Origin of the sequence: Haloarcula sp. H-GB4, from assembly GCF_030848575.1 — an archaeon.
Taxonomy (GTDB): domain Archaea; phylum Halobacteriota; class Halobacteria; order Halobacteriales; family Haloarculaceae; genus Haloarcula.
Genome location: NZ_JAVDDX010000002.1, coordinates 1 through 23218, shown reverse-complemented (window position 1 = coordinate 23218; position 23218 = coordinate 1). Strand labels below are relative to the sequence as shown.

23 protein-coding genes are annotated in these 23218 nt (G+C 57.4%); 15 read left to right on the top strand and 8 right to left on the bottom strand.

Features of this window, described 5'->3' with window-relative positions; all coding sequences use genetic code 11:
- Window positions 1-36: 36 nt before the first annotated feature.
- Entirely contained in the window at window positions 37-219 is a 183-nt protein-coding gene (locus RBH20_RS08440) for a hypothetical protein (RefSeq protein WP_306707574.1), read from the top strand.
- A gap of 18 nt (window positions 220-237) precedes the next feature.
- On the opposite strand, the gene RBH20_RS08435 is transcribed toward RBH20_RS08440, so the two are convergent.
- Window positions 238-1035, bottom strand: coding sequence for an N-acyl homoserine lactonase family protein (locus tag RBH20_RS08435; RefSeq protein ID WP_306707571.1), 798 nt, complete (start codon window positions 1033-1035; stop codon window positions 238-240).
- Window positions 1036-1647: 612 nt separating this feature from the next.
- Here RBH20_RS08435 and RBH20_RS08430 point away from each other — a divergent pair.
- The gene (locus tag RBH20_RS08430; RefSeq protein ID WP_004516282.1) at window positions 1648-2976 is read left to right on the top strand and encodes a Cdc6/Cdc18 family protein; all 1329 of its coding nucleotides are present in this window, start codon (window positions 1648-1650) and stop codon (window positions 2974-2976) included.
- A gap of 835 nt (window positions 2977-3811) precedes the next feature.
- On the opposite strand, the gene RBH20_RS08425 is transcribed toward RBH20_RS08430, so the two are convergent.
- A complete protein-coding gene (locus RBH20_RS08425) occupies window positions 3812-4966 on the bottom strand; it encodes an acyl-CoA dehydrogenase family protein (protein WP_306710402.1) in 1155 nt (384 codons plus the stop codon).
- 126 nt (window positions 4967-5092) lie between these two features.
- Between RBH20_RS08425 and RBH20_RS08420 the strand changes: the two genes are divergently transcribed.
- On the top strand, window positions 5093-5866 hold the full coding sequence (locus tag RBH20_RS08420; protein WP_306707566.1) for a hypothetical protein: 774 nt from the start codon (window positions 5093-5095) through the stop codon (window positions 5864-5866).
- A gap of 54 nt (window positions 5867-5920) precedes the next feature.
- Here RBH20_RS08420 and RBH20_RS08415 read toward each other — a convergent pair whose 3' ends face one another.
- From RBH20_RS08415 to RBH20_RS08400, 4 genes are all read right to left on the bottom strand, one after another.
- Window positions 5921-7573 carry a long-chain fatty acid--CoA ligase gene (locus tag RBH20_RS08415; protein WP_306707564.1) on the bottom strand — a complete coding sequence of 551 codons (1653 nt, stop codon included), beginning with the start codon at window positions 7571-7573 and terminating at the stop codon, window positions 5921-5923.
- Between the two features lie 102 nt (window positions 7574-7675).
- Window positions 7676-8278, bottom strand: coding sequence for a chemotaxis protein CheC (locus RBH20_RS08410; RefSeq protein ID WP_306707562.1), 603 nt, complete (start codon window positions 8276-8278; stop codon window positions 7676-7678).
- A gap of 100 nt (window positions 8279-8378) precedes the next feature.
- Window positions 8379-9047, bottom strand: a complete 669-nt coding sequence (locus RBH20_RS08405) for an O-methyltransferase (RefSeq protein ID WP_306707560.1) — start codon at window positions 9045-9047, stop codon at window positions 8379-8381.
- Between the two features lie 50 nt (window positions 9048-9097).
- Window positions 9098-10135 carry a hypothetical protein gene (locus RBH20_RS08400; RefSeq protein ID WP_306707558.1) on the bottom strand — a complete coding sequence of 346 codons (1038 nt, stop codon included), beginning with the start codon at window positions 10133-10135 and terminating at the stop codon, window positions 9098-9100.
- 195 nt (window positions 10136-10330) lie between these two features.
- On the opposite strand from RBH20_RS08400, the gene RBH20_RS08395 reads away from it, so the two are divergent.
- A complete protein-coding gene (locus tag RBH20_RS08395) occupies window positions 10331-10489 on the top strand; it encodes a hypothetical protein (protein WP_014040640.1) in 159 nt (52 codons plus the stop codon).
- Window positions 10490-10738: 249 nt separating this feature from the next.
- Here RBH20_RS08395 and RBH20_RS08390 read toward each other — a convergent pair whose 3' ends face one another.
- Entirely contained in the window at window positions 10739-11329 is a 591-nt protein-coding gene (locus tag RBH20_RS08390) for a thioredoxin family protein (protein WP_306707556.1), read from the bottom strand.
- Window positions 11330-11484: 155 nt separating this feature from the next.
- Window positions 11485-11817, bottom strand: a complete 333-nt coding sequence (locus RBH20_RS08385; protein ID WP_306707554.1) for a hypothetical protein — start codon at window positions 11815-11817, stop codon at window positions 11485-11487.
- 117 nt (window positions 11818-11934) lie between these two features.
- Between RBH20_RS08385 and RBH20_RS08380 the strand changes: the two genes are divergently transcribed.
- The 11 genes from RBH20_RS08380 to RBH20_RS08330 all read left to right on the top strand — a co-directional run bounded on the left by RBH20_RS08380 (window position 11935) and on the right by RBH20_RS08330 (window position 22730).
- Complete coding sequence (locus tag RBH20_RS08380) at window positions 11935-12429, top strand: Lrp/AsnC family transcriptional regulator (protein ID WP_306707552.1); 495 nt, start codon at window positions 11935-11937, stop codon at window positions 12427-12429.
- Window positions 12426-13571: a pyridoxal phosphate-dependent aminotransferase gene (locus tag RBH20_RS08375; protein ID WP_306707550.1), complete on the top strand. Its 1146-nt coding sequence runs from the start codon at window positions 12426-12428 to the stop codon at window positions 13569-13571. The genes RBH20_RS08380 and RBH20_RS08375 overlap by 4 nt, the downstream gene beginning before the upstream one ends.
- A gap of 137 nt (window positions 13572-13708) precedes the next feature.
- Window positions 13709-16201, top strand: coding sequence for a type II/IV secretion system ATPase subunit (locus RBH20_RS08370; protein ID WP_306707548.1), 2493 nt, complete (start codon window positions 13709-13711; stop codon window positions 16199-16201).
- Entirely contained in the window at window positions 16198-18234 is a 2037-nt protein-coding gene (locus RBH20_RS08365) for a type II secretion system F family protein (RefSeq protein WP_306707546.1), read from the top strand. The genes RBH20_RS08370 and RBH20_RS08365 overlap by 4 nt, the downstream gene beginning before the upstream one ends.
- A 58-nt stretch (window positions 18235-18292) precedes the next feature.
- Window positions 18293-18829, top strand: a complete 537-nt coding sequence (locus tag RBH20_RS08360) for a hypothetical protein (RefSeq protein WP_306707544.1) — start codon at window positions 18293-18295, stop codon at window positions 18827-18829.
- Window positions 18830-18831: 2 nt separating this feature from the next.
- Window positions 18832-19398: a hypothetical protein gene (locus tag RBH20_RS08355; protein WP_306707542.1), complete on the top strand. Its 567-nt coding sequence runs from the start codon at window positions 18832-18834 to the stop codon at window positions 19396-19398.
- Complete coding sequence (locus RBH20_RS08350; protein ID WP_306707540.1) at window positions 19392-20312, top strand: hypothetical protein; 921 nt, start codon at window positions 19392-19394, stop codon at window positions 20310-20312. The genes RBH20_RS08355 and RBH20_RS08350 overlap by 7 nt, the downstream gene beginning before the upstream one ends.
- A complete protein-coding gene (locus RBH20_RS08345; RefSeq protein WP_306707538.1) occupies window positions 20309-20773 on the top strand; it encodes a hypothetical protein in 465 nt (154 codons plus the stop codon). The genes RBH20_RS08350 and RBH20_RS08345 overlap by 4 nt, the downstream gene beginning before the upstream one ends.
- The gene (locus RBH20_RS08340; protein WP_306707536.1) at window positions 20770-21525 is read left to right on the top strand and encodes a hypothetical protein; all 756 of its coding nucleotides are present in this window, start codon (window positions 20770-20772) and stop codon (window positions 21523-21525) included. Before RBH20_RS08345 ends, RBH20_RS08340 begins: the two co-directional genes overlap by 4 nt.
- Window positions 21526-22044: 519 nt before the next feature.
- Complete coding sequence (locus RBH20_RS08335) at window positions 22045-22281, top strand: UPF0058 family protein (protein WP_004516302.1); 237 nt, start codon at window positions 22045-22047, stop codon at window positions 22279-22281.
- A gap of 152 nt (window positions 22282-22433) precedes the next feature.
- Window positions 22434-22730 (top strand): translation initiation factor eIF-1A, encoded by a 297-nt coding sequence (locus tag RBH20_RS08330; protein ID WP_049909223.1) that lies wholly within the window; start codon window positions 22434-22436, stop codon window positions 22728-22730.
- Window positions 22731-23218: the final 488 nt, after the last annotated feature.

Genomic DNA, 23218 nt, shown 5'->3' with positions numbered 1-23218 from the left:
TCACGGCTCGCCGTTGGCTCCCGTCTCGCCTGTGACATGACGAACATTGCTGAGTCCCAAGAATTCTGTATCCAAGAGACTGGGGAGCGCGTCAACGGTCTCGAACTGGATTTACACCTCCTTTTGGGCGTCTGGGCCGTTATCGAGCGTCACGACGACCAATGGATCGTGGCGACCGATGACGGGGAGCGCCGGACGCTCGTCGCTGTCTCGGACTGACCTGATGCGGGCCGCGTCTCAGTCCGTCGTGCCGGATACATTCTCAAACACCGCAAGGTCGTGTCCGAGCAGCACTTCAGCCCCTGTGGCACGCTGGCGGTCGCGACACCGTTCGAGGCTCTCCTTCCATGCGCCGTTGTTCCACAGGAGACTCGTCGCCATGGGTTGTCCTGCGTAGTTCGCCTCAACGTAGGCTTCGTCGCCGACGACGAGGAGCGGCCGGTCCGGACGGTCGACGAATGCACCCATGAGCCCGGGCGTGTGGCCGGGGAGGTGAAGCAGTTCGATACCGTCAGTGAGGTGATAGCTGTCGCCGTAGACGATCTCCCAGTTCAGGTCGCGATCGAAATCACTGGCGAGGTAGGCGATAGAGCCGTCGTCCGTGTTGGCGCTGTAGTACGCGTATGGGAGTTCCTTGCGGTGGACGTAGATCGGCACGTCCGTTCCCGCGAAGTTGCGCAGGCCGCCGGCGTGGTCTAGATGCAGGTGGCTCATCACGACTGCATCGATCTCGTCGATCCTGTAGCCTGCGTCTTCGAGATCTGCTGGCAAAGGATGCTCGGCGGCATTGACGTGTGCGAACGCCTCGTACAGCGGGGTCGGCCAGTACCCGTCGCCGGCCTCCGGGTGAGAGCCGGTGTCCCAGAGGACCGTTAGCTCCGGTGTTTCGATAACGAGGTTCCACACAACGTACGTTTCGTACTCGTGCTCCGGGTTGCGGTGCGAGGCCGTTGCGACGCTGTATCCGTCGACGACGAAGTTTCGGTCAGCCTGTACGCGGCCCCGGTCAACGGATGTCACTGCGAGGTCGTCCATACGATGTCTACGGACTGTCACAAAGTAAAGACGGTGCCATGTGCAGTGGGCTGGCCTGATGCATCACCCGCGTTTCGCTGTGGAATGGGGTTTCATGCCGTATAGACATCGAGGTGCTTTTATACTAAAATGTTCGTGGCAGAGCAGGACCCACACACACCACCCTGCAAGTGTTCTCGGAGTTTGCAGGGGTGGGGGGTGGGGAGGGGTGGAGCCACTTGGCCATACTTAAATAAACGGAAGATTGTTCTGTCCCGTCGAGACTATGTGATCGAGTCAAGACAGTTATATACAGATTTAGACGCTATAGAGCGCCCTTAGTCTAGGTTCTATAGAATCTGCTGTCCAACATTAGCCAGACAAAATTTCATATACCATAAGATATAAGATTATATTCTAGTTCTAGATCTGTTCTATGGCCAGAGAATGAAGAATCGCAGGAGTCAAGTACGCTAGGTCAGATATCGGTGTAGCAGACTGCTCGTGGCTGTTTTCGAGTGGAATCGGAGAAACACTTGCAGGGTGGTGTGTGACTTCCCGACGTGAAAACACTTGAAACACTTGAACGGTGGTCACTGGTTTTATATACAGTCACTCAAAAGATGGGATACGATGGTCGACGTGAACGAGAACCCGTTCGATGGGACTGATGCGATCTTCGAACGAAAGCAACCGCTGAAAAAAGATACGTTCACGCCGGATACGATCTTCCACCGCGACGAAGAGATCGAGTTCTACATCAACGCGCTTCAGGACGTCATCGTCGGCCACGACCCCAACAACGTTTTCGTCTACGGTCCAACAGGGGTCGGCAAGACTGCCGTCACGAAGTGGGTACGGGACAAACTCGAAGAGAAAGCCGAGGCTGAGGATATCCCGCTCACCGTTGTCGGTCCGATTAACTGCCGGAACTATCGGTCGGCGTATGCACTGGTAAATACGCTCGTCAACGAGTTCCGGGATCCTGAGAACCAGCTCCCGGAGAGTGGCTACAGCACTGACAGCGTCTTCGAGTTCCTCTACGAAGAGATAGAGGCTGTGGGCGGGAACGTTCTGATAATTCTGGATGAGATTGACAACATTCCAGCGGACGCACGGAACGACTTTCTCTACGAACTGCCGCGAGCTGAAGCGAACGAGAATACGCCGATCACCGATGCAAAGGTTGGGCTCATCGGTATCTCGAACGACCTCAAGTTCGTTGACGTGTTGGAACCCAAGGTGAAATCAACGCTGGGGGAGCGAGAGATCAAGTTCGGCCCGTACGACGCGACCGAACTTCGCGACATTCTGGGCTACTACGCTGACATTGCGTTCCGGGAGGACGTGCTCGGCGAAGACGTCGTCCCGCTAGCAGCGGCCTTCTCTGCACAAGAACGCGGTGACGTTCGGCAGGGACTCCGAATCCTCGAAAAGGCTGGGGAGTACGCGCGGATGGAGGGTGCAGATGGTGTGACGGAAGCGCATACACGACGGGCAACAGACACCATCGAAACCGACGAACTGCTTGACTACTTCGAACACGATCTGAGTTCACAGCAGGCGCTGACCTATCTCGCGACGACGCTCGCACTTATCGAGCCGAAACACGAGGCGTCAACGAAGCGGATCTACAATCTCTATTCTTCGATTGCGGAGTCGAGCGGTCGCCGCGTGAAATCCGAGCGGAAGATCTACGAGTTCCTTGACCAGCTTTCGATGCAGGGGCTGGTCCGCTCTGCGGAACGCAATCTCGGTCGTAAGGGCGGCCGCAAGTACATTTACGAGGTCACCGATGACCCGACCGACATCATCAACGCTGCACTCCAGTCCTCCTACAGCGATGCCGTACCGAGCAACGTCAACGGGATTCTCGAACACTACCTGGAAGACGAGGCGACTGAGTTCGAGGCACCGGACACTACTGACGACGAGCAACAGAACCTCTGGCAGTTCACGTAGCCACCCCCGTCGGCTCACACGCCAGAACACTTGCACGGTGGTGTGTGTGTGTCCAGCGGCGGTCTCTCTATTGTGGCGTCCAGAACAGTTGCAGGGTGGTGTGTGTCCCCACAATAGACAGTGAAAGAGGAGTACATACAGGTGGTTATCTGGTATCTGTCCCCCGCTGCAGTGTGTAGAACACTTGCAGACTGGTGTGTTCACCCGTTTCTACCACAGCTCGACGGTATTCCGTTTCGAAAACACTTGCAGGGTGGTGTGAACCCTGATCTGACGGAAAAACCGCCCAAAACGGCCGTTTTGGAACACTTGCAGGGTGGTGTTTCGGCGTATTCTCACCTACCTCAATCAGTGCGTGAAACACTTGCACGGTGGTGTGCAAGGTCGCATCAGAACTCCAAACAACGCCACAACAACACTTGCAGCATGGTGTTTTCGGACATTTCAGATGCTCACACACCTTCCGTCCGAACACTTGCAGGGTGGTGTGTGAACACGTGTTCACCGTTCTGGTCCAGTTGTAGTCGAACTGGAAACACTTGCAGGGTGGTGGTAGAACACTTGTATGAGGGTGTCAGGTCGACTGTCCGGTGATGTCAGAACACTTGTAGGGTGGTGTACCGACTCGGTATCACTCGCATGGACTTCGTACAGGAGCATAATGACCTGTCTGTCTGGTCTCTCCGGGCTGTACAGACTGTCCAGTAGTGTACTGCTGTCGTAGTGATAGCTAGCCAGCCAAATTCCACAAAGAACACTCGAAGGGTGGTGTACCCCAGAAAAACACGTCGTTTGCGACGCAATCAATCGGCAGTGAGTGACTGACCTCTCGCCGTTACATCGGTGCCTGGTTGTAGATGAGATTCCGCTGGATGTCGTTGGCTCCTTCGTAGATGACCGGAATCCGCACGTCGCGGTACACGCGGGAAATGCGGTTCTCTGTCAGCACGGATCGCCCACCGTGGAGTTGCATCCCCTTCTCCGCACAGTCCATCGCGGCTTCGGTCGCGTTGGTCTTTGCCAATGCGGCCCAGTAGCCGGAGTTCTCCTGATTGGCGACGCGCTCAGCCGCGTGCCAGGTGAGGGTCCGGGCGGACTGGAGGCTGAGTTGCATATCGGCCAGCTTGTGTTGGACCGCCTGGAATTCGTCGACGGTCTTGCCGAAGGCTTCGCGGTCGTGGACGAACTCCCATGCTTCCTCGATGGCTGCCGCGGCCAGACCGAGGCCGTGTCCGCCGACGACGACGCGGCCGTGGTTGAAGAACTCAGCGAGCATATAGAAGCCGGCCCCTTCCACGCCGACCAGATTCTCTTCCGGAATCCGGCAGTCATCGAGCACAATGTGGGCCTGCTTGGACGCCCGGAAGCCCATCTTTTCAGGGATGTGCTCGGCGTGGTAGCCGTCGGCGTCCGTCGGAACGATAAACATCGAGTAGTTCCCGTAGCGGTCGTTCGGGTCGTCACCGGTCTTGGCGTACAGCGTCACCCAGTCCGCCTCGACGCCGTTGCCGATCCAGTATTTTTCGCCGTTAATCACCCACTCGTCACCGTCTTTCTCGGCGGCCGTCGTCATCCCGGCGAGGTCGCTCCCCGTCTCCGGTTCGGAGACGGCGAGACCGGTAAGCTGATCGCCGGCGGCGACGGGCTCAAGGAACTCCTCTTTCTGCCAGTCTGCGCCGTGGTCCTCGACGATCTCCGCCCCGAAGCTGGCGAGTTGGATTGTCAGCGCGATCCCTGCGTCGGCTTTGTACAACTCCTCTGCCATCGCAAGCATCTGCTGGAGGTCGTAGCCGCTCCCGCCCCACTCTTCGCCGATATCCTGTGCGACGAGTCCAGCCTCCGTTGCCGCTTCGAGTACATCCCAGGGGTACTCCCCGGACGCGTAGTACTCACCCGCGACTGGCTCGATGTGCTCCGCGGCGAACTCCCGAGCCTCTTCCTTGACCTCGTGTGCGTGTTCCGGAACGAGTTTCTCGGATAGCAGATCCATGGGAATTATCATGGTTTGTGTACTCATATACTCCGTGGAACTCTGCCAAACACCGTCATAGTTGTTTCCCGAAAACCGCTGATAATCGGCCAGCACGCTTTTGCATGGCTATGGCCTTCCTCGGGCATGAATCGTCGAGACTACCTGCTTGCCGGAGCAACCCTTGGAACCGCCGGGCTTGCGGGATGTTCGTTTCTGGCCGCAGCCGAGGCACCGCCACCGGATGTTCCGACAGCGCAACTGAACGATGGTGGCTGGACGCAAACGGACCAGTCCTCGGAGACAGTGTTCGACCGAAGCTATGGCCCGGTTTCGGTTGAGGCTGTCTCCAGTACGGTCCAGTATGTCGACGAACAACTACAGGAGCGTGTCGCCAACCGAACCCTTGACCAAGTCCAGACCGCGCTCTCCGTGTTTTTTGCCACGCGAGTGGACTTCAGTCCGAATCTCGATAATCTCCCAGCTGGTGTGGGCCGCGAGGAACTGCTGGCGGAAGTCAGAACAAATGCCCGCGACAGCTTCGAACAGCAGATGGAAGCACAGGGGCTGACCGACATCGAGAAATCCGGTGAAGGGAGAATCAATGTTGACACCGGTGAGACAGCTGAGACGGTGGAACTGTCCGCTGTGTACCCATTCGAAGGGATTTCCTTCGACGTGACCGAGGACGAGGCCGTCGAGATACCAGCCAGCGATATCGACATCTCGGCGATGTTCGCCGTCTGGCATCACGGCGATTTCGTCATCATATCTGGGGGCGCGTACCCGGCACAGAACTTCGAGCAGGTCGTTGAAAACGACCTGAGTGATGGAATCACGGTCACCGTCGATGTCGATCTCGGACTCCAGCCCGATGCCTACCGGACCGAAGTTCGGAATCTTGTCACTGGCGTCCAGTAACCGTTATTGGCGTCCGGTCACCGATACTGCTCGCTGGAGACGCTCGCACTCCCCCTATTCCGGCGCGGCGTCGTCAGGGACGCGGCCCTCGACGAGCGATTCGTCGGCGTACTCGTCGCGGAGCGACTTTTTGTCAAACTTTCCAGTTGCCGTCTTCGGGACCTCGTCGATAGTGACGAAGTTATCCGGGACCCACCACTTGGGGTAGGAGTCGAGAATGTACTCCCGGAGTTCATCGCCAAGCGTCTCCTCGTCGGCGTCGGCCGTCGGAACGATCATGGCGAGCGGGCGCTCCTGCCAGCGCTCGTGGGGGACACCGATGACTGCCGCTTCGTTCACGTCGTCGTGGGCTATCAGTTCGTTTTCCAGTTCGAGCGAAGAGATCCACTCCCCGCCGCTCTTGATAACGTCTTTTGCCCGGTCGACGATCTTAATGTAGCCGTCCTCGTCGACGGACACCACGTCGCCAGTCTTCAGATAGCCGTCCTCGAACTCCTGTTCGTTTGCTTCCGGTCGCTTGAAGTACTCTGTCGTTACCCATGGCCCGCGGATGTGGAGTTCGCCGAAGTCCTCGCCGTTGTGCGGGACCTCGTTGCCGTTGTCGTCGATGACACGGAACTCCAGCCCGGGCGTGATGAGTCCCTGTTTCGAGCGCTTGTCCAGTTGCGTCTGATAGTCGGCGTCCTCTAGGTCGCTCCGCAGGGACGCCACCGCACCCACCGGGGCCGTCTCGGTCATCCCCCAGGCGTGGACAAGTTCCACGTCGCGGTCGTCGAAGAACCGGATCATCGCCTCCGGTGCGGCGCTTCCGCCGACGATGAGACGCTCAAGCGAGGAGAGGTCAACATCGTTCTCTTTGATGTACTCCATCAGTCCCAGCCAGACGGTCGGGACGCCGGCAGTGACGGTGACGTCCTCCTCTTCGATGAGCTTCGCAAGGTCCGCCGGCTCCGGCTGTGGGCCGGGGTAGACGTGCTTGGCCCCGCCGGCAGTTGCTGAGAATGGGAGTCCCCACGCGTTGACGTGGAACATCGGGACGACAGGCATCATCACGTCGTCGTCGTCGAGTGGGATCCCCTGTGGTGATTGAATCGCCATTGTGTGGCTCCACAGCATCTGCTGGGTGTACTCGACGCCTTTCGGCCGCCCAGTCGTGCCGGACGTGTAACAGAGACCGGCGGGGCGGTCCTCCTCCAGTTCGGGCCAGTCGTACTCCGTCGGCTGGTCGGCGATGAACGACTCGTAGGCAACGGCATCAAGCTCCGTGTCCGGAACAGACTCGCTCATGACGACGAACTGCTCGACCGTCTCGAAGGACTCGGGATCATCGGTGGCGGCACCCTCGAGTTTCGGGAGGAGCGACTCGTCGACGAAAATGAGTTCATCCTGTGCGTCGCTGACGATATACTGAATGTGTTCGTCGGGCAGGAGCGGATTGATAGTGTGTAGCTGCGCACCGGTTCCGGGTACCCCGAAGTACGTCTCGAAGTGACGGCTGTGGTTCCAACAGAACGTCCCGAGTCGTTCGCCGTCGCCATAGCCGGCTTCCTCGATCGCGTTCGCTAACTGTGCCGTCCGTTCGACAGATTCGGCGTAGTCGCGGCGGACGATACCCTCGTGGGTACGAGAGACGACCTCTGTGTCCGGATACAGTGTTTCTGCACGCCACAGGAACGGTCGTAGAGTTTGCGGGCTGCCTCCTGGCATATCATGATGGAAGGGCCCACGGTACAAGAAACACTGCTAAATCTTTTATGAAGGACAAGCAGTTCATCCGCAGTTCCCGCCGCTAGAATAACTTCGGACCGTTTACACTTCGATTTCCTGCATCAGGTCGACCAGCTCTTCGAGTTCCGGAAATGTGTACACCTTCACGTTGATGTCGGATTCCAGTGCGTGGACACGGGAGTCGAACATCAGCGCCATCTCGTTCTCTCGGTCGCCGACGAGCTGGTCCACCATCCCACTCCCCGGGCCGAACGTGAAGTTCGGCGTTGAGATGTCGATGGTGGTATCGAGGACGTTCGCCCAGCCGTCGATGAAGCCGCTGGTCATGATGTTGCCGATCTCCTGAATCGCCGAGCGTTCCATGTCGGTGAAGCCGCTCGCGTTGGGGTCTGTCTCACCCATGTCGCCGATCATCCCGGTGGCGAGGTCCTTCGCACTGGCGGCGTTGAACAGGAACAGGATGTGCCCGTGGGGCTTTTCGACCATTTCGATACTGATACCGATCTGTTTCTCGTCGCCGACGTGTGTTTTGATATCCGGGATATCGATGAAGTTGATCTTCGTGATCTCCATCTCTGTCTCCATCCCAGTCATCTGGCTAAGGTGGTTCGCAACGGTGTTACCGCCTTCTTTAGCCATCTGATTGAACAACCCGAGCTTCCGAATATCTATCATCAGACTCATTCGTTAGGACCAGCGTTGCCGCTGAGTTGTGTGCCCTCATACATAAGCTATGCACCCGCATTTTCGTCAGCGAGAATCGGAGCGTGTCGATACCGCTTGCTCACTCCACACGGACGCTCACAGCAACGCCCTCACCGAGCGGTAACAGTCCTGTCTCGAACGCCGGGTCGTCGCCGACGCGTTCGAGATACGCAGCGATACCGCGACTTGTTTCGTTGGCGTCGATGTCCTCGCCAGCCAGCAACGCCTGTACCGCCTCGAACTCCAGCGGCCCGGCCTCGATCATGTTGTCAGCGATCACGGCCCCACCGACCGGTACTTTCGCCCGGACTGCCTCAAAGGCCTCCACGTAACGGTGTTTCTCGTTGTCGATGAGCACCACGTCGAACGGGCCGTCGTAGTTCTCGACGGTTTCGATTGCGTCACCGTGCTCGAATGTGGCCCGTGCGGCGAACCCGCCGCGGTCGAGGAACTCGCGGGCTTCTTCGAGTTCGTCGGCGTCGATCTCGGTCAGAACAATCTGTCCATCGTCGGAGACGGCAGGGGCCATCCAGTACGCAGAGTAGCCGAAGCCGGAGCCAAACTCGAAGACGCGGTCGGCGTCGACCATCCGGGCGACGAGGCGGAGCCACCCGCCGACTGCGGGACCGACTGTCGGAAATCCTTCTCGGTCGGCTTTGGCGTCCATCTCATCTATGATTGCATCGCTGGTTGGCGTCAGTGTACGGGCGAACTGCTCTGTCACTCTCGGGAGCGGGGTTTCGTCCATATCAGGCTATGCCGGTAGCGGCAACATAAACGAGTGGGTCCGGACCGGAACTAGCCGAGTTCGAGGCGTTCGACGTACTGAATTACGGATTCCAGCGCAGGATTGGCGTAGTACTCAACACTATTGTCTGCTGTCTCGTACGAGAGAATCCCCAGATCGTCCAGACGCGGAAGGTGATTGTGTGCCAGCGACACCCCCACTTCGTCACGTGACTTCGGCGTCGTTCTGGCTGGGATAGCCTTCTCACGCTCGTAGATGCGGTCGACGAGGTCGTCCAGCGGGACCTCGGCGTCTGACCGGTCTTTCAGGTGATACAGGAGACTTCGTCGCCGCGCAGCGGAGATCAGTTCCAAGACCTGATCAAACGAGTACGGTATCGGAATCGTTTCTGGCTCCTCCGGGTCGCCCTTCTTCACGCCGCCGGGTGGGGTGACGGTATCCCGAAACGTCGGCGTCTCCTCTGCGTCTTGCGACGCCGTGACGGTCCAGCCGTGGTCCGGGAGATACTCGTACACGACATCATACAGCGGCCGAAACATCTCGACTGTCTCTTCGGTATGGGCCTCCGGGTCCATGTGGTGGTGGCTCGAGACGTCTATCTCGGCACATTGCCGGTTCAATGCTGTCACCAGCGCGATGACGCGGTCACGCTCCCAGGACTCAAGCAGCCCAGTAAGAGAATGCAAGCACAGAAGCAGCGGCGTATCTGCCTGTTCCAGCCGACCGAGATGGCGGGAGACGGTCGTGCTGATGTCTATCGGCGCCACTGTCGCAGGAAGGGTATCAAGCGTCAATGAGGGAAATGCGCCAGACGCTGCTGCCTGTGAGGTCGCCGGTAACTCGCTGCCGGCGTCGACGATGATCGCCTCTTCGGGCATCTCGTCGTCGAGGTGCTGTTGCCACAGCGAGAGGCGCGAATCTGGGGATTCAGACACCGTGACACAGATTGCCTTCGAGTTACTGACCTCCTGCTCAGCCAGGAACCCGGCACACCCCTCTCGTTCGGCGTCGCTTGAATCGCGTGCCAGCACTAATACGGACGTAGCCTCTTCCAGAGGCTGGTCCACTGTCCCACTCCCGGAGTTCATTGCGTACTGTATCGTATCTGGAACCATAAAGCCATCAACAAATAAGCGTTCCCTTGACATACGGTAACCTTTGATAAGTACTGCTTGAACATGAGACAGTGTCTGTCTCGGCTCTCTCCGTACATAGCCTCTAGTGCACATTCCAGACCGGCCCAAGTCCGAGGATTTTTGCGATGCTACGCCGTAATATCGACTATGCCAATCATGTCGAGTAGCGACTTTTCTATTCACATAGAGGAGTGTGATGAGTTTGACGACGGAATGCCGATAAGTTCGCTCCCGGACGAAGTCACGTCTATCGACGACCTCGACTGTGAATGCTGGAGCGGGTTCGAATCGCTGGACGAAATCTAACATCGGGTGTAGCAGCCCGGATAGTCAGAGCGTGGTTTCAGTCGACCGCTCGCCGGGAACCGTTTTTACGATACGTCGCTAGAACAACTACATTTTAGACTTCTCTACTGGCTCTGGTGACGAGTGTTTGACTACTATGAAGGCACTCGCAAATAGATCATCCTCATTCGGAACACGTCTGCGTATGGCCACGTTCACTCTGGACAACGCACTCGTCTCGTGGCCCTTGCTCACGCCGGGCCGTCCTAATCAGACATTCCAGTAGGCCGGTTCGTTACCGGGCTTCCATTTTATCGAGCACCCTCTGGACGGTTTCTCAGCCGCCGTAATCTGGTCGCCATCGAGCAACGTTTCGACGTGGGTGGCCATCTCCCGCTCGCTTGGTTCGTCGTCCGGGTTCGGTGCGTCGTCGAGGCGACCGTGGTACGCCAGTTTGAACGTCCCACTGTCGTTCTGGAACAGGAACGGGTCGGGGGTACAGCGGGCGCCGTACGCGGCTGCGACGCCCTGAGACTCATCGAATAGATACGCGTCGTACTGTATTTCCCCGCGTTCGACGAGTTCCTGCATCCGCTCGAAGGAGTCGTCGGGGTACTCCTCGGGGTCGTTAGCATTGATCCCGACGACAGCAAGGTCGTCGTATTCCGTCGCGAGGCGGTTTAGCTCACCAATCTTCGCTTTCGCGTATGGACAGTGGTTGCACGTAAACACGGCCAGTAGTGCGTCTTTGTCCACGAAATCCGACAGTGAGTATGTTGCCCCGTCCGCTCCTGGCAGTTCGAACGTCGGTGCTTCGTCCCCACGTCCGAGCACGTCGGACTCCGAATCGAGTGAAACCATCGCCTTCCGCTACGACTGTCGCCGCTAAAAGTCCACGGACGCTATAGTAGCCATTGAAAGGTAATGCACACCCGATCGCACGATTGCAGTGCGATTGGTGCGTACATCGTATCAATTGTTACTATAGGCTGACTTCTGTGATCGTCGCTTTTCGCTCAACTGTCCACGTCGCTGGATGTCGCTGCCGCGGTATCGAAGGCTTTCGCTGCCTCGAACGCTGCACTCCCGTCATCGACGGAGAACAGCGTCTCTTCTCCCTCCGCTTCGTGTTTTTCTAGCAGCCCCACTGTCACCAGCTCTTCAAGCGTCCCATCAAGATATAGCGTCTTCAGCGGCACGCCGGCAGCCTCGCTCAGGGCCGTTTTCGTATACGTCTCGTCCACATCGAGGCGGAGTATCGTGTCGATAACTGTTGCCGCCTTGTCGTGGTTCGCGACATGCGCCCATCCTGTGTCAGAATCAGCCCGTTGACCACCCTCTTCGAACATTAATCGACACCTAACCGGCAGAGATACTAAAACTGTCTGGTGCATTTCCACTCGAATGATGTGACTTCCTCTCATTATTGAGCAAGGCTTTTGTCCGCGTCACTCCGCTGGCACTGTATGAGCAGTCGCCGCGAGATACTCGACCTGCTACGAGAGAACGCTCGCTACACGACCGAGGACATCGCTCGGTTGACCGATTACTCCGAGAGCGAGGTAGCCGAGACCATTGACGAATTCGAGGAGGCAGGTATCATTCGCGGCTACCAAGCAGTCGTCGACTGGAACGCGGTCGAGAGCGACGAGGAACGCGTTCGTGCAACTGTCGAACTTAACGTCACGCTGGATCGTGAAACCAGCTACGACGATATCTCTGACCGGATCGCGAAGTTCCCGGAAGTGACTTCGCTGCGCCTCGTCAGCGGTGACTACGACTTCGACCTGGAGGTTGAGGGCGATTCGATGCGCGAAGTGTCGCATTTCATCAGCGACAAAATCGCGCCGATCCCCGAGATTACGCAGACGGTAACCCACTATATCATGGAGTCGTACAAGGAGCAGGGGATGGAGTTTGACGATCACGACGACGACGACCGGCTGTCTGTCTCACCATGACGTTCGAGCCAGCAGACAGAGTCGACAGCGTGCCGCCCTCGGGCATCCGACGGTTCTTTGAACTGGCCGAGGAGATGGACGACATCATCTCTCTCGGGGTCGGCGAACCGGATTTCTCGGCCCCGTGGTCGGCTCGTGAAGCCGCTATCGCGTCGCTTGAACGCGGCCAGACCTCCTACACCGCCAACCGCGGGAAACGGGAGCTCCGAGAACGCATCGCGGACTACGAAGCGGCGACGCACAACCTGCAGTACGACCCTGATGAGGAAATCCTCGTCACGGCGGGTGCGAGCGAGGGTTTGGATCTCGCGTTTCGGGCACTGCTAAACCCCGGCGACTCAATCGCTATCGCCCAGCCCTGCTACGTCTCGTATGTCCCTGGTGCGACGTTCGCCGGCATCGACGTTATCGACGTTCCGACACGCGCAGAGGACGAGTTCAAGCTCACCCGAGAAGTGCTGGAATCGTCCGGTGCGGCGGAGGCTGACGCGCTCGTGTACTGTTTCCCGAACAACCCGACCGGAGCGACGATGACAGCCGAGGAGATGGCGGATGTTGCGGCCTTTTGCCGCGAAAACGATCTCCTCGTGTTCGCCGACGAGATCTACGCCGACCTCACGTATGAACACGATCACACGTCTATCGCTACCCTCCCTGGGATGCGTGAGCGGACCGTCGTGTTCAATGGCTTCTCGAAGGCGTTCGCGATGACAGGGTTCAGACTGGGGTACGCGATGGCCCCGCCGAAGGCCATTGAGGCGATGAACCGAATCCATCAGTATTCGATGCTCTCGGCCCCGACGACAGCCCAGCACGCCGCTATCGAGGCGCTCGACAACTGCCGCGCCGAGGTCACGGAGATGGCCGCGCAGTACGACCGCCGACGGAAGTACGTCCTCACGCGCTTCGAAGAGATGGGACTTGACTGCTTCCCAGCGGCCGGAGCGTTCTACGCGTTCCCGGAATGCCCCTGGGACGATGCCGGTGAGTTCGCCGAGAGTTTGCTTCAGGAAAAACGGGTCGCGGTAGTCCCCGGAACCGCATTCGGTGAGGGTGGGTCAGGCCACCTGCGAGTGTCCTACGCCACGGGTCTCGACGATCTCAAAGAGGCGATGGCTCGGATTGAGTCGTTCCTTGATTGACAATTAGGGTCGGCGAAACATTCAGTATGGTCCACTTACTACCGTAAGGAGACCGTGATACGAACAGCCGGAAACTCTTTTTCAGCGACAGTTAGCGGGGATAAACTTTTTTCCTGCCTAACGGGAGATGAATAACAATGGCTATCGATGATACTGGGGGAGGTGAGTCAGAGCAGGTCAACAGTGGGGGGGCCCTGACTGACGAGCCTGTACGGGTCGGCGAATACACATGGGACGATCTCCGGCGAGAGGTACACGATGGGGGGCGGTTCGACCGAAGTGTGTACCTCGGATTCGAGCCGAGAGAACTCAGTCAGCGACTCGAAGACGCGGCGAGTGCGGGTAAAACACTGCAAGCGCCGTTCGAAGCGTATCTCGACCCAACCACGACACCAGTCGCGAAAGACATCTACACGTGGGAGCATTTCAAACAGGAGTACTATTATAAGGACGGTAGTCTCCCCCGTGACAGTGACGGTGAAGTCATCCCGTTTGATGCAAGCGAGTACCTGAACTTCGACCCCGAACACACGGAAAACAAGCTGTCTGCCGCCGAAGATATCGCCAGTGAACTGCACGAGTACGTCGATCAAAACACCGTCGACGTGAACCCGGAGCTGGACGAAGACGAGTTCTTCTCGACACGGGATGGCCACACAACCGTCGTCAACCGCTACGATCTGGAAAAAGCCGTTCCCCAGTCGAAGAAATCTCATTTCAACGAACTGGAGCGGTACTGGGTCAACAAGCCATACGCCTGCGTTATCATCTTCCATTCACGGAAAGAGAACGAGAAGAAATACTACGTCATTGAGCCGTATCTCACAGATATCGAGATCGACCTTCGGGAGTTTCTCTCGGGCAAACTCAAGACCGCAATCAAGTATTCTGAGGACGACGTGATCGTTCAGGGGACTGACGCTGACCGGGCACAGGTTATCCAGCGGGAGGCCGAACAACTCCTCTCGCGATACGACCTCTACAACGGCTCAGTATCCAGTAGCGGCGAAGAGAGCGTTCTCGGACAGGTCAAGGAACTGTTCGGACTGGACGAGGAAACACAAAGTGAAACTGCAGGACAACTCTCCGGCATTTCGACACGTCCCGAACCGTCTATCCTCCAAGACGACGACCCGAAGCTAAACGAGTATCAGGTTGAGAAGCTGCTGTATATGCTCAAGCGGGACTTCGTTGGCTACGCCCGCATCGACGGCGTCAAACACGACATCAACGTAGAGGACATTTCCTGTGACGGGTATAACTCTCGGGTATTCGTCTATCACACCGACTACGAGCAGATTATCTCGAACGTCGAACACGGCAAAGGGGAACTCGACGACTTCGTCGTGAAGCTCGCACAGCGGTCCGGGAAGGGTATCTCGAAGCGTCAGCCACAGGTCGATGCGACGCTCCCGGACGGGTCACGTGCCCAGTTGACACTGGGTCGGGAGGTGTCCGACCACGGGACAAACTACACTATCCGGCAGTTCAAGGATGTCCCCTTTACGCCGATCGATCTCATCAACTGGAACACGTTTTCGCTGGACGAGATGGCGTTCCTCTGGCTCTGTATCGAGAACAACAAGAGCCTCATCTTCGCTGGCGGTACCGCCTCGGGGAAGACGACCAGCCTGAACGCTGTCTCGCTGTTCATCCCATCAAACTCCAAGATTGTCTCCATCGAGGACACACGCGAGGTCGAACTGCCACAGCGGAACTGGGTGGCAAGCGTCACACGTCCCTCTTTCGGTGAGGACGACAAGGGTGATGTCGACGAGTTCGACCTGCTGGAGGCCGCGCTACGTCAGCGTCCGGATTACATCGTCATGGGTGAGATCCGTGGTGAGGAAGGCCGGACGCTGTTCCAGGTCATGTCGACTGGGCACACCACCTACACTACCTTCCACGCCGACTCAGTCGGCGAGGTCATCAAGCGGTTCACCACCGAACCGATCAATGTCTCGAAGACGCTGTTTACGGCGCTGGATCTGGTGTCGATTCAGACCCAGACCCGGGTCGACGGCAACAAGGTTCGCCGAAACAAGTCCCTGACTGAAATCAACGAATACTCCGCCGAGAACGACGAAATCAACGTCCGGGACGTGTACGAGTGGCGAGCCGAGACGGATGAGTACATCCAGATGGGGAACTCGAACACACTTGAAGAGATCAAGTTCGACCGCGGCTGGACCCAGGAGAAACTCGATGAGGAGCTGTTCAAGCGCAAGGTCGTACTCGCGTACCTCATCGAGAAGGGGCTGAACACCTACACGCAGGTCGCGGCGACCATCCAAGCGTTCATCAACGACCCCGACACCATTCTCACGCTCATTGCCAACGACCAGCTCGAACTGTCACTTGAGGACCTCCGGGAGATGGAATCTGTCAAGATCGATATCGACCCGGAAAAAGAGGAGATGGTACCCAGACCGGACGCGCCGCCGGAAATGGTCGAGGAGACCAAGCAGGTGCTTGACAACGCCCAACCACTGTTCAACACCTACAAGAGCCGCGAAACGCCGGATATTGTCTCAGCGTTGATGGACGATTCCGATGAGAGCGCTGACGAGGACAGCATCGACTTCGGCCAGTTCGTTCCGAAGGCTGGTGCGGAGGCAGATAGCGAATGAGCCTCGATACACCGAGTCAGCAACAGGTCGGCAGCGGCGGTGCGCTCGGTGACACGTTCTACCCGGCGTACCAGATGGTGTTCGACGACGAGGGCGACTTCGTAAACAGCGTCGAGAACAAACTCGCGGAGGCCCGGATGGCCGACAACGTTGAGATGTTCCTCGCACGCGCACTTGCGGTCGGTGTCATCGCCGGCTTGGCGCTGTGGCTCGTCGGCACGTTCCTCGGGTATCTGCTGGTCCAGTTGCTGTTTGCCGGTGGGGAAGCGCCGACGCTCATCGGGATTCCGGTATCCGAGGGCGTCTCAGAGATTCTCACCATGCTGAAACTCCCATTTCTCGTTATCGTGACCGGCTTCGTCTTCGGCGCCATTGGATTCGGTATTGGGTTTGGGTCGCTGGTCTCGATTCCGTACTTCCGCGCGAGCGCGCGCGAGCGCGAAATCAACGTCCTACTTTCCGACTCGATTTCGTTCATGTATGCGCTGTCCGTGGGTGGGCTCAACCAACTTGAAATTCTGCAGTCGATGGGGAAGGCCGAAGACACGTACGGTGAGGTTGCAAAAGAGTTCCAGTCTATTGTGCTGGAGACGGAGTATTTTGATACCGACTACCGGACCGCTGTCCGGAACCAGGCGCTCCAGACACCCTCAGACGAACTGTCCCAGTTCCTGACGGATATGCTCTCTATCATTAATTCCGGCGGGGACATGACCTCCTTCCTTGAAGACCAGAAGGAAAAACACATGCGAACCGCCCGGCAGGAACAGGAGAAGATGCTGGAGACGCTGGAACTGTTCGGCGAGATGTACATGACGCTCTCGCTGTTCCCACTGCTTCTCATCATCATTCTGGTCATCATGTCGATGATGGGGAACGCACAGCAATCGCTTATCTACGGGACCGTATACGGGCTGATTCCCCTGACCGGCCTGGGCTTTCTCGTCCTCGTTTCGACTGTTACACAGGACTCAATCGGGGACGGCTATCTGCGCTCAAGCCCCGGCGAGAAGGAACTCGTTGTCGACGAAGGTGTCGGCGTGTTCAACCTCGGGCTCATCGAGAGCTACACGGGAACCTACAGCGTCTTCGACCGGATCAAGAGTCGGGAGGGGACCCACGAACTCCTCGCCATCCTCACACGGCCTGACCTGTTCTTCCGTGACCATCCGCTGTTGGTGCTGTGGCTGACGGTGCCGCTGTCAATCCTTGCCGTCGTCGCAGCTATCGTCATCGGCTGGGCCCCGTTATCGCTGGACGGGATGATCGCTGTCCCGGTTCGCTCGACGTTCTTCTGGGTGTATGTCCCGATGTACCTCAACTTCATTCCGCTGATGATTTTCTACGAGTGGAACCAGCGCTCTCGGAAAGCAATCATCGGGAAACTTTCCGAAAACCTCCGGAAGCTCGCATCAGCCAACGACACCGGGATGACGTTGCTAGAGTCGGTCAAGGTGGTCTCCGAGACGTCCTCCGGAAAGCTCTCCGAGGAGTTCGAGACCATCCACGCAAAGGTCAACTACGGAACGAGCCTGAAAGACGCGCTCCGGGAATTTAACAACAAGTACAACGTCCCACGACTGGCACGGACAGTCAAGCTCATCGCAGAGGCACAGGAAGCCTCCAGCCAGATTCAGGACGTGCTCTCGACGGCTGCCCAGGCCTCGGAGAATCAAGACGACATCGAACGGGAGCGAAAGTCCCGGACGCGGATGCAGACGGTCATCATCCTGATGACGTACCTGACGTTGCTCGGCGTGATGGCGTTGCTGAAGACACAGTTCCTCGATGTGATGTCGGGACTGGCGACGCAGGCCTCCGGGTCAAGTAGTTCGAGCGCGCCAGGCGGTGGATTCGGCGGCAGCGTCGACACGGAACTGCTGTCGATGCTGTTCTTCCACGCAGTGACGCTGCAGGCGTTGCTGTCGTCGTTTATCGCTGGCTACATTCGGGAAGTGAAGCTCGTCGCAGGCGTCAAGTTCGCAGTCGTCCTGTCGACGATTGCACTGGTGGTGTGGATTGCCGTGGGATAGCGGCCCCTTTCGCGGCTCGATGGCGGACGTATCAGATAACAAATAGGGTGTGTGGGATATGGATACAAGAGCACAAACACCGCAGGACTTCGCCGTAGGGGTGAGCGTCCTGCTCGTGACGATAATCGGGGTCTTGGCCTTCGTACAAGGTAGTGCGATCGGCGTGTACGAATCCCCAGATGTACAGCGTAACCAACCAATTGCGGACAGGGCAGCAACGTACCTTGTCGAAAACCACTCGGTTGAGGGGGCGCGGAACTTCATTCGCTACAACACGAGCGGTGGGATCAACGAGTCCCTCAACAAGGATAACGCCAGCCACGGCGGCACGCTTAGTAGCTTGAAATCGAACGCCGGCCTCAACACCGCAACACAACGCCGGACAAACGCATCACTCAATGTAACCGTCGTCAATGCGTCATCGCTCGAAGCAGGGACACGGGACCCGGCAGTCGATGACCACGGCCAGCGACTCGCTTGGGGGCCCGATGTCGCCAGTCGAGACAACGTTGCGATGACATCCCGCGTGGTGAAACTGACCAACGCAACCGGCCAGTGCGATCCAGTCTGCTGGCTTGTCGTTAGGGTGTGGTAACGATGCGTGGCCAAGCCTACACGCTAGAAGGTGTCCTCGCGGCTATCGTCGTTGTGACAGCGACCGTCTACGGCCTGTCGGCAGTCGACACCGGTCCGTTCCAGACCGGCGCCCAGCAGCGGACCGCGGCACTGGAAACCCGCGCGAGCGACACGCTATCACTGGCAGCAGAAACCGGAGCGCTGCACAACGCGACGGCGTGTTACAGCGTCGGAACACCGACACTCAACGGTAACCAGACGGGCAGCTCCACCGAGTTCGAGCTGATGTTGAACCGGACTTTCGACCGTCAGGGAGAACAGTACAATCTTTACTTCAGTTACTCGGACTCAGGTGCACGCCAGACGACCCTCGTCTCGCAGGAATCAGACGAAAACGTCGCCGAGCGGCCGGCTGATGCAGCCGTTGCAACTGAAACGGTGACGCTGACCGACGATATGCCCACCCGAATCGGCGACTGCAGCGGCACCGGCCCGTCTCTCTCGACCGTCAGCGGGTATTTCGCCCCCGATGCAGAGCCCGACTCTATCGTCTACAACGTCGTGGAGGTGCGTCTGGTCGTATGGTAGCCAACGAGCGCGGACAACTGCTGTTGGTCGGTGGCATTGCCATCGCTATCGTCGTGTTCAGTACGATACTGTTTGCCCACAGTCTCGCTGTCACCGACGGTATCACGACCACTGGAAGTGCAAACACTATCGAGCGGTCAGCTGACCGAGAAGCCTCTGTTGAGCGGGATTTTGGACGACTTGCGGCCCAAACGCGGGGCGATGACCTTGATGGATTTGAGAAGCGATACGAGAACGCGCTCCAGAACTACACGCGGACACACAACCGGGTTGTCGCAAGCAGTGGCGGCACCTATCTCAACGCGACGCTGAACGAATCGGCGTCGCTTGGCAATGAGACGAGCCAGACTTCGGCCAGTGAGATTGACGACCCGAACGGAGGCTCAAAGCCGAAGGAGTGGGTTGTGGCCAAGAACGTCAGTCGTATTGCTGTCTTCAATTTTAATTTCACTGAAGGACATGACAAGGGAACTCCATTTAACATTACCGTGACAGGCAGTAACGGTAACTGGTGGGCGTTAGAAGTTTCACTTACCGGAACCGGACCAATTAGAGACAAGACAGTAACTATTCGGGATAGTACTCCGGGGTCGGATACACCTGTCTGTTCCGTCCCGAACTCCGGACCTGGTGCCAAAGACCTGAGCGTCAATCTTGTTGCCGGAACATGTAACCAAGGGAGTGGGTTCAAAACATTCAGCGATGTAACCGAGCCACCTTACATCATTAATATAAGCAAAGGTCAGAAAGCCGATGGTACTTACCGCTTTGCGGCCATCGGGACCTTCCCAAGCACGAGCTATGATTCCGGAGATACCGCGCCGTATCCCGTCGTCCCTGCCATAGACACGACCTATGACACACCATCTGCGAGCTACAACCGAACAGTCCTCGTGGAGGTGGACGACGGATGAACCTCGATCGTCTCCTGTCTGACAGCCGTGGCGTCTCGCCCGCGGTCACGCAGGCGCTCACTATCGGCATCACGTCGCTGCTGGTGACCGGCCTTCTCATCGGCGGGAGCCAGATGGTCGATTCACAGCGTGAACGCGTGACAGAGGAAGCGCTGGAGAACGTCGGCGATGGTATCGCGCGCGACCTGATTCGCTTGGATGCGTTCGACACTGAGTCTCTCAATTCGACAGTGTCGTTTCGTGCGACGTATCCGGAGCGGATCGCTGACCAGTCGTACAACGTCGAGGTTGCTGCAGACACATATCGAACGCGCGTGTACGTAAACGCATCAGGACTGAATCGATACGCTGTCGTCCGATTTGAGAATGAAACTAATGTCTGTCCGTCTGTTGTCTCCAGCGGGCCACTGGCCGTCTCGTACAATGCGTCGGCCGACTGCATGGAGGTGACACGTGGATGATCTCGCCACTGTCAAGACAAGACGGTCACGACCGTGGTGTGTCTGATCTGCTGGCGTTTACACTCACGTTCAGTATCATCATCACCGGCATTGCGCTGGTGACGCTCGGTGGACTCGGGGCATTCGATACTATTCAACAGGGGGCGACAACTGATGTCGCCGAAACGTCGATGATCGGGTTCGCGGAGACTACGGGCGACCACATTCAGGGCGGCGCCCCACGGCGGACCACGAGTATGAAACTCCAGGGCCACGGGCTCTCCATCCAGGCGTCAACGCTGAATGTAACTGTTGACGGACAGTCAACGAATATCTCAGCCGGAGCGTTCATCCGGGAGACTGACTCGGGGACCGATATCGTCTACACCAGTGGTGCAGTGTACCGGGTCCAGCAGGAGGGACTGGTCGTCTCACGGAAACCTAGCTTTCGGTGTACCCCCGATAGCGGCAGCGCATACCTCTCCGTCCTCTCGCTTGACGGACAGACGGATTTCTCGTCGTCGAGTCGCGTCACAATCGAGACTACCGTCCAGAACAAGACGCTCGTTTCGCCACAGGCTGGTAAGCCGCCATCTGCTACAACCGTCTCGATCAACGTCTCGGAGACTGCGTACCCAGATGCGTGGCACCGCCTATTTGAGCAGGAACTATCAAACTGGTCGGACCATTCGGAACCACACACGTATCAGTGTACAGGCATCAGCCGCGCTGTCCTCCATAATACGACAGTCGATATCCGCACTGTCTCCTAACCGTCCCTGTCAGCGATGCACAGACCCGTCGCTATGGAGTCCAGTCCCGAACGATGAGAGAGTCCTTATGCAGCAGTCATCAGCGCCGCGATGAATGACCACTTCGTCCCGCTGTTTGCTTCTTCCTGTTTCGCCATAGCCGCAGTCTTGTCTCGTGGGTGCTTCCAATTCATTACGACTACAGGTACGTACTCAGTAGGCATGAAGTGTTCGATAGCTAATATATTGCGTGGTCTTTTATGATTGAGAGCCTTTCACAGGTCGATAACCCAATCAATACTCTTTAGCCGATAATGATGAAAACTAGTCACAACTGCTATTCACTACCGTGTTTAATATTAGTGCGAAAAATTAGAATATTATGGACTACGGTAAAACTCAGGGTACAGACGCTTACACACCGATAACCGCCTTTATATCTATACATAAGATCGATGGGCTTTGCATCCGAACGACAGCTACGTGTGAGTCGTTGGCAAGGTAGTACTATTACCCTCCACGTCATAAGATTGTATACTAATGAAGAAGCAAGAACTCATTCACCTTCACAGTCTTCTCGCGCAGGTACAACACCACTACGAACACGAAGCGGACACAAGTGTTGAGCACGATCTGTACGCTGACCTTGGTGTCAAACCGACATCGATTCACAAATCAAAGACAGATCACAAGGAAGCAGTATTTGCGCTCGCTTCCGGGCTGACAGATGCGATGGCCGAGGAAGCTGACGAACCGCAGGCGTTGACTGCCGACTGAATCGACGGACTGTCGTCAGTCGTTCTTATCGTTTCACTACTTCCGATAGCTATTGGTCAGTTCCTACCGTGACACGGCCACTATGTCGGTCGCATGGTACACGCTATCCCGCCTCTCAAACAACTTATACGGGAGGCGACCGTATTTATGTTGTGAGCGACGATTCAGGGCGGCGGAATCTCCGCATGCCTACAAACGACGAGATGTTTGCAGTGGTAACAGAGCACCTTGGCGGGAACCACGTCCGCATTCGCTGTGAGGACGGCGAAACCCGGCTTGGCCGGATTCCAGGTCGGATGAAGTTCCGGACCTGGATTAACGAGGATGACATCGTTCTCGCCGAACCGTGGGACTGGCAAGACGAGAAGGCCAACATCGAATGGCGCTACAAGGGGCAAGACGCCGACCAGCTCCGTTCGGAAGGCCACATTGACTCGCTGACCGCCTAATTTTACCACTGTACCCGCGTCCTGGTTCACAACGACCTTGAGATAATTCTTTATCGTGACCTGCGCTGGTCTCTGTTCTGACTGCTAGCTTCCTGGGTGTCGCGACGCTTGTTTCGGCATAGCGTCTGGTACACTACGACTGTCTACCGTCAGGTTCGTACTCCTCCCGATTGATATATAATGGATTACTGGCCTCCGGCCGCTGACCTCTATGTCAGAGTTCAAATATAAGGACACGTCGGATTATATACATCCTGTCGCAGTCTTGCGGTTATGCGTGTCACGGCATCACGTTACGTATGCGTCGTGTGTGTTCTGCACAGGGCGAGCCTGAGACGATTCATTTATATGTTCCCCCGTCTTCTGAATTAATGCGAAGGTCGCACCGGGCAGCGAGCCCGGGTCGGCATGCTCGGTCGGCCACCTGGGTCGGTCCGAGCCACGAACGGATCTCGTCTTCCCCTTCTGGGGCTGGCGAGATCCACCCA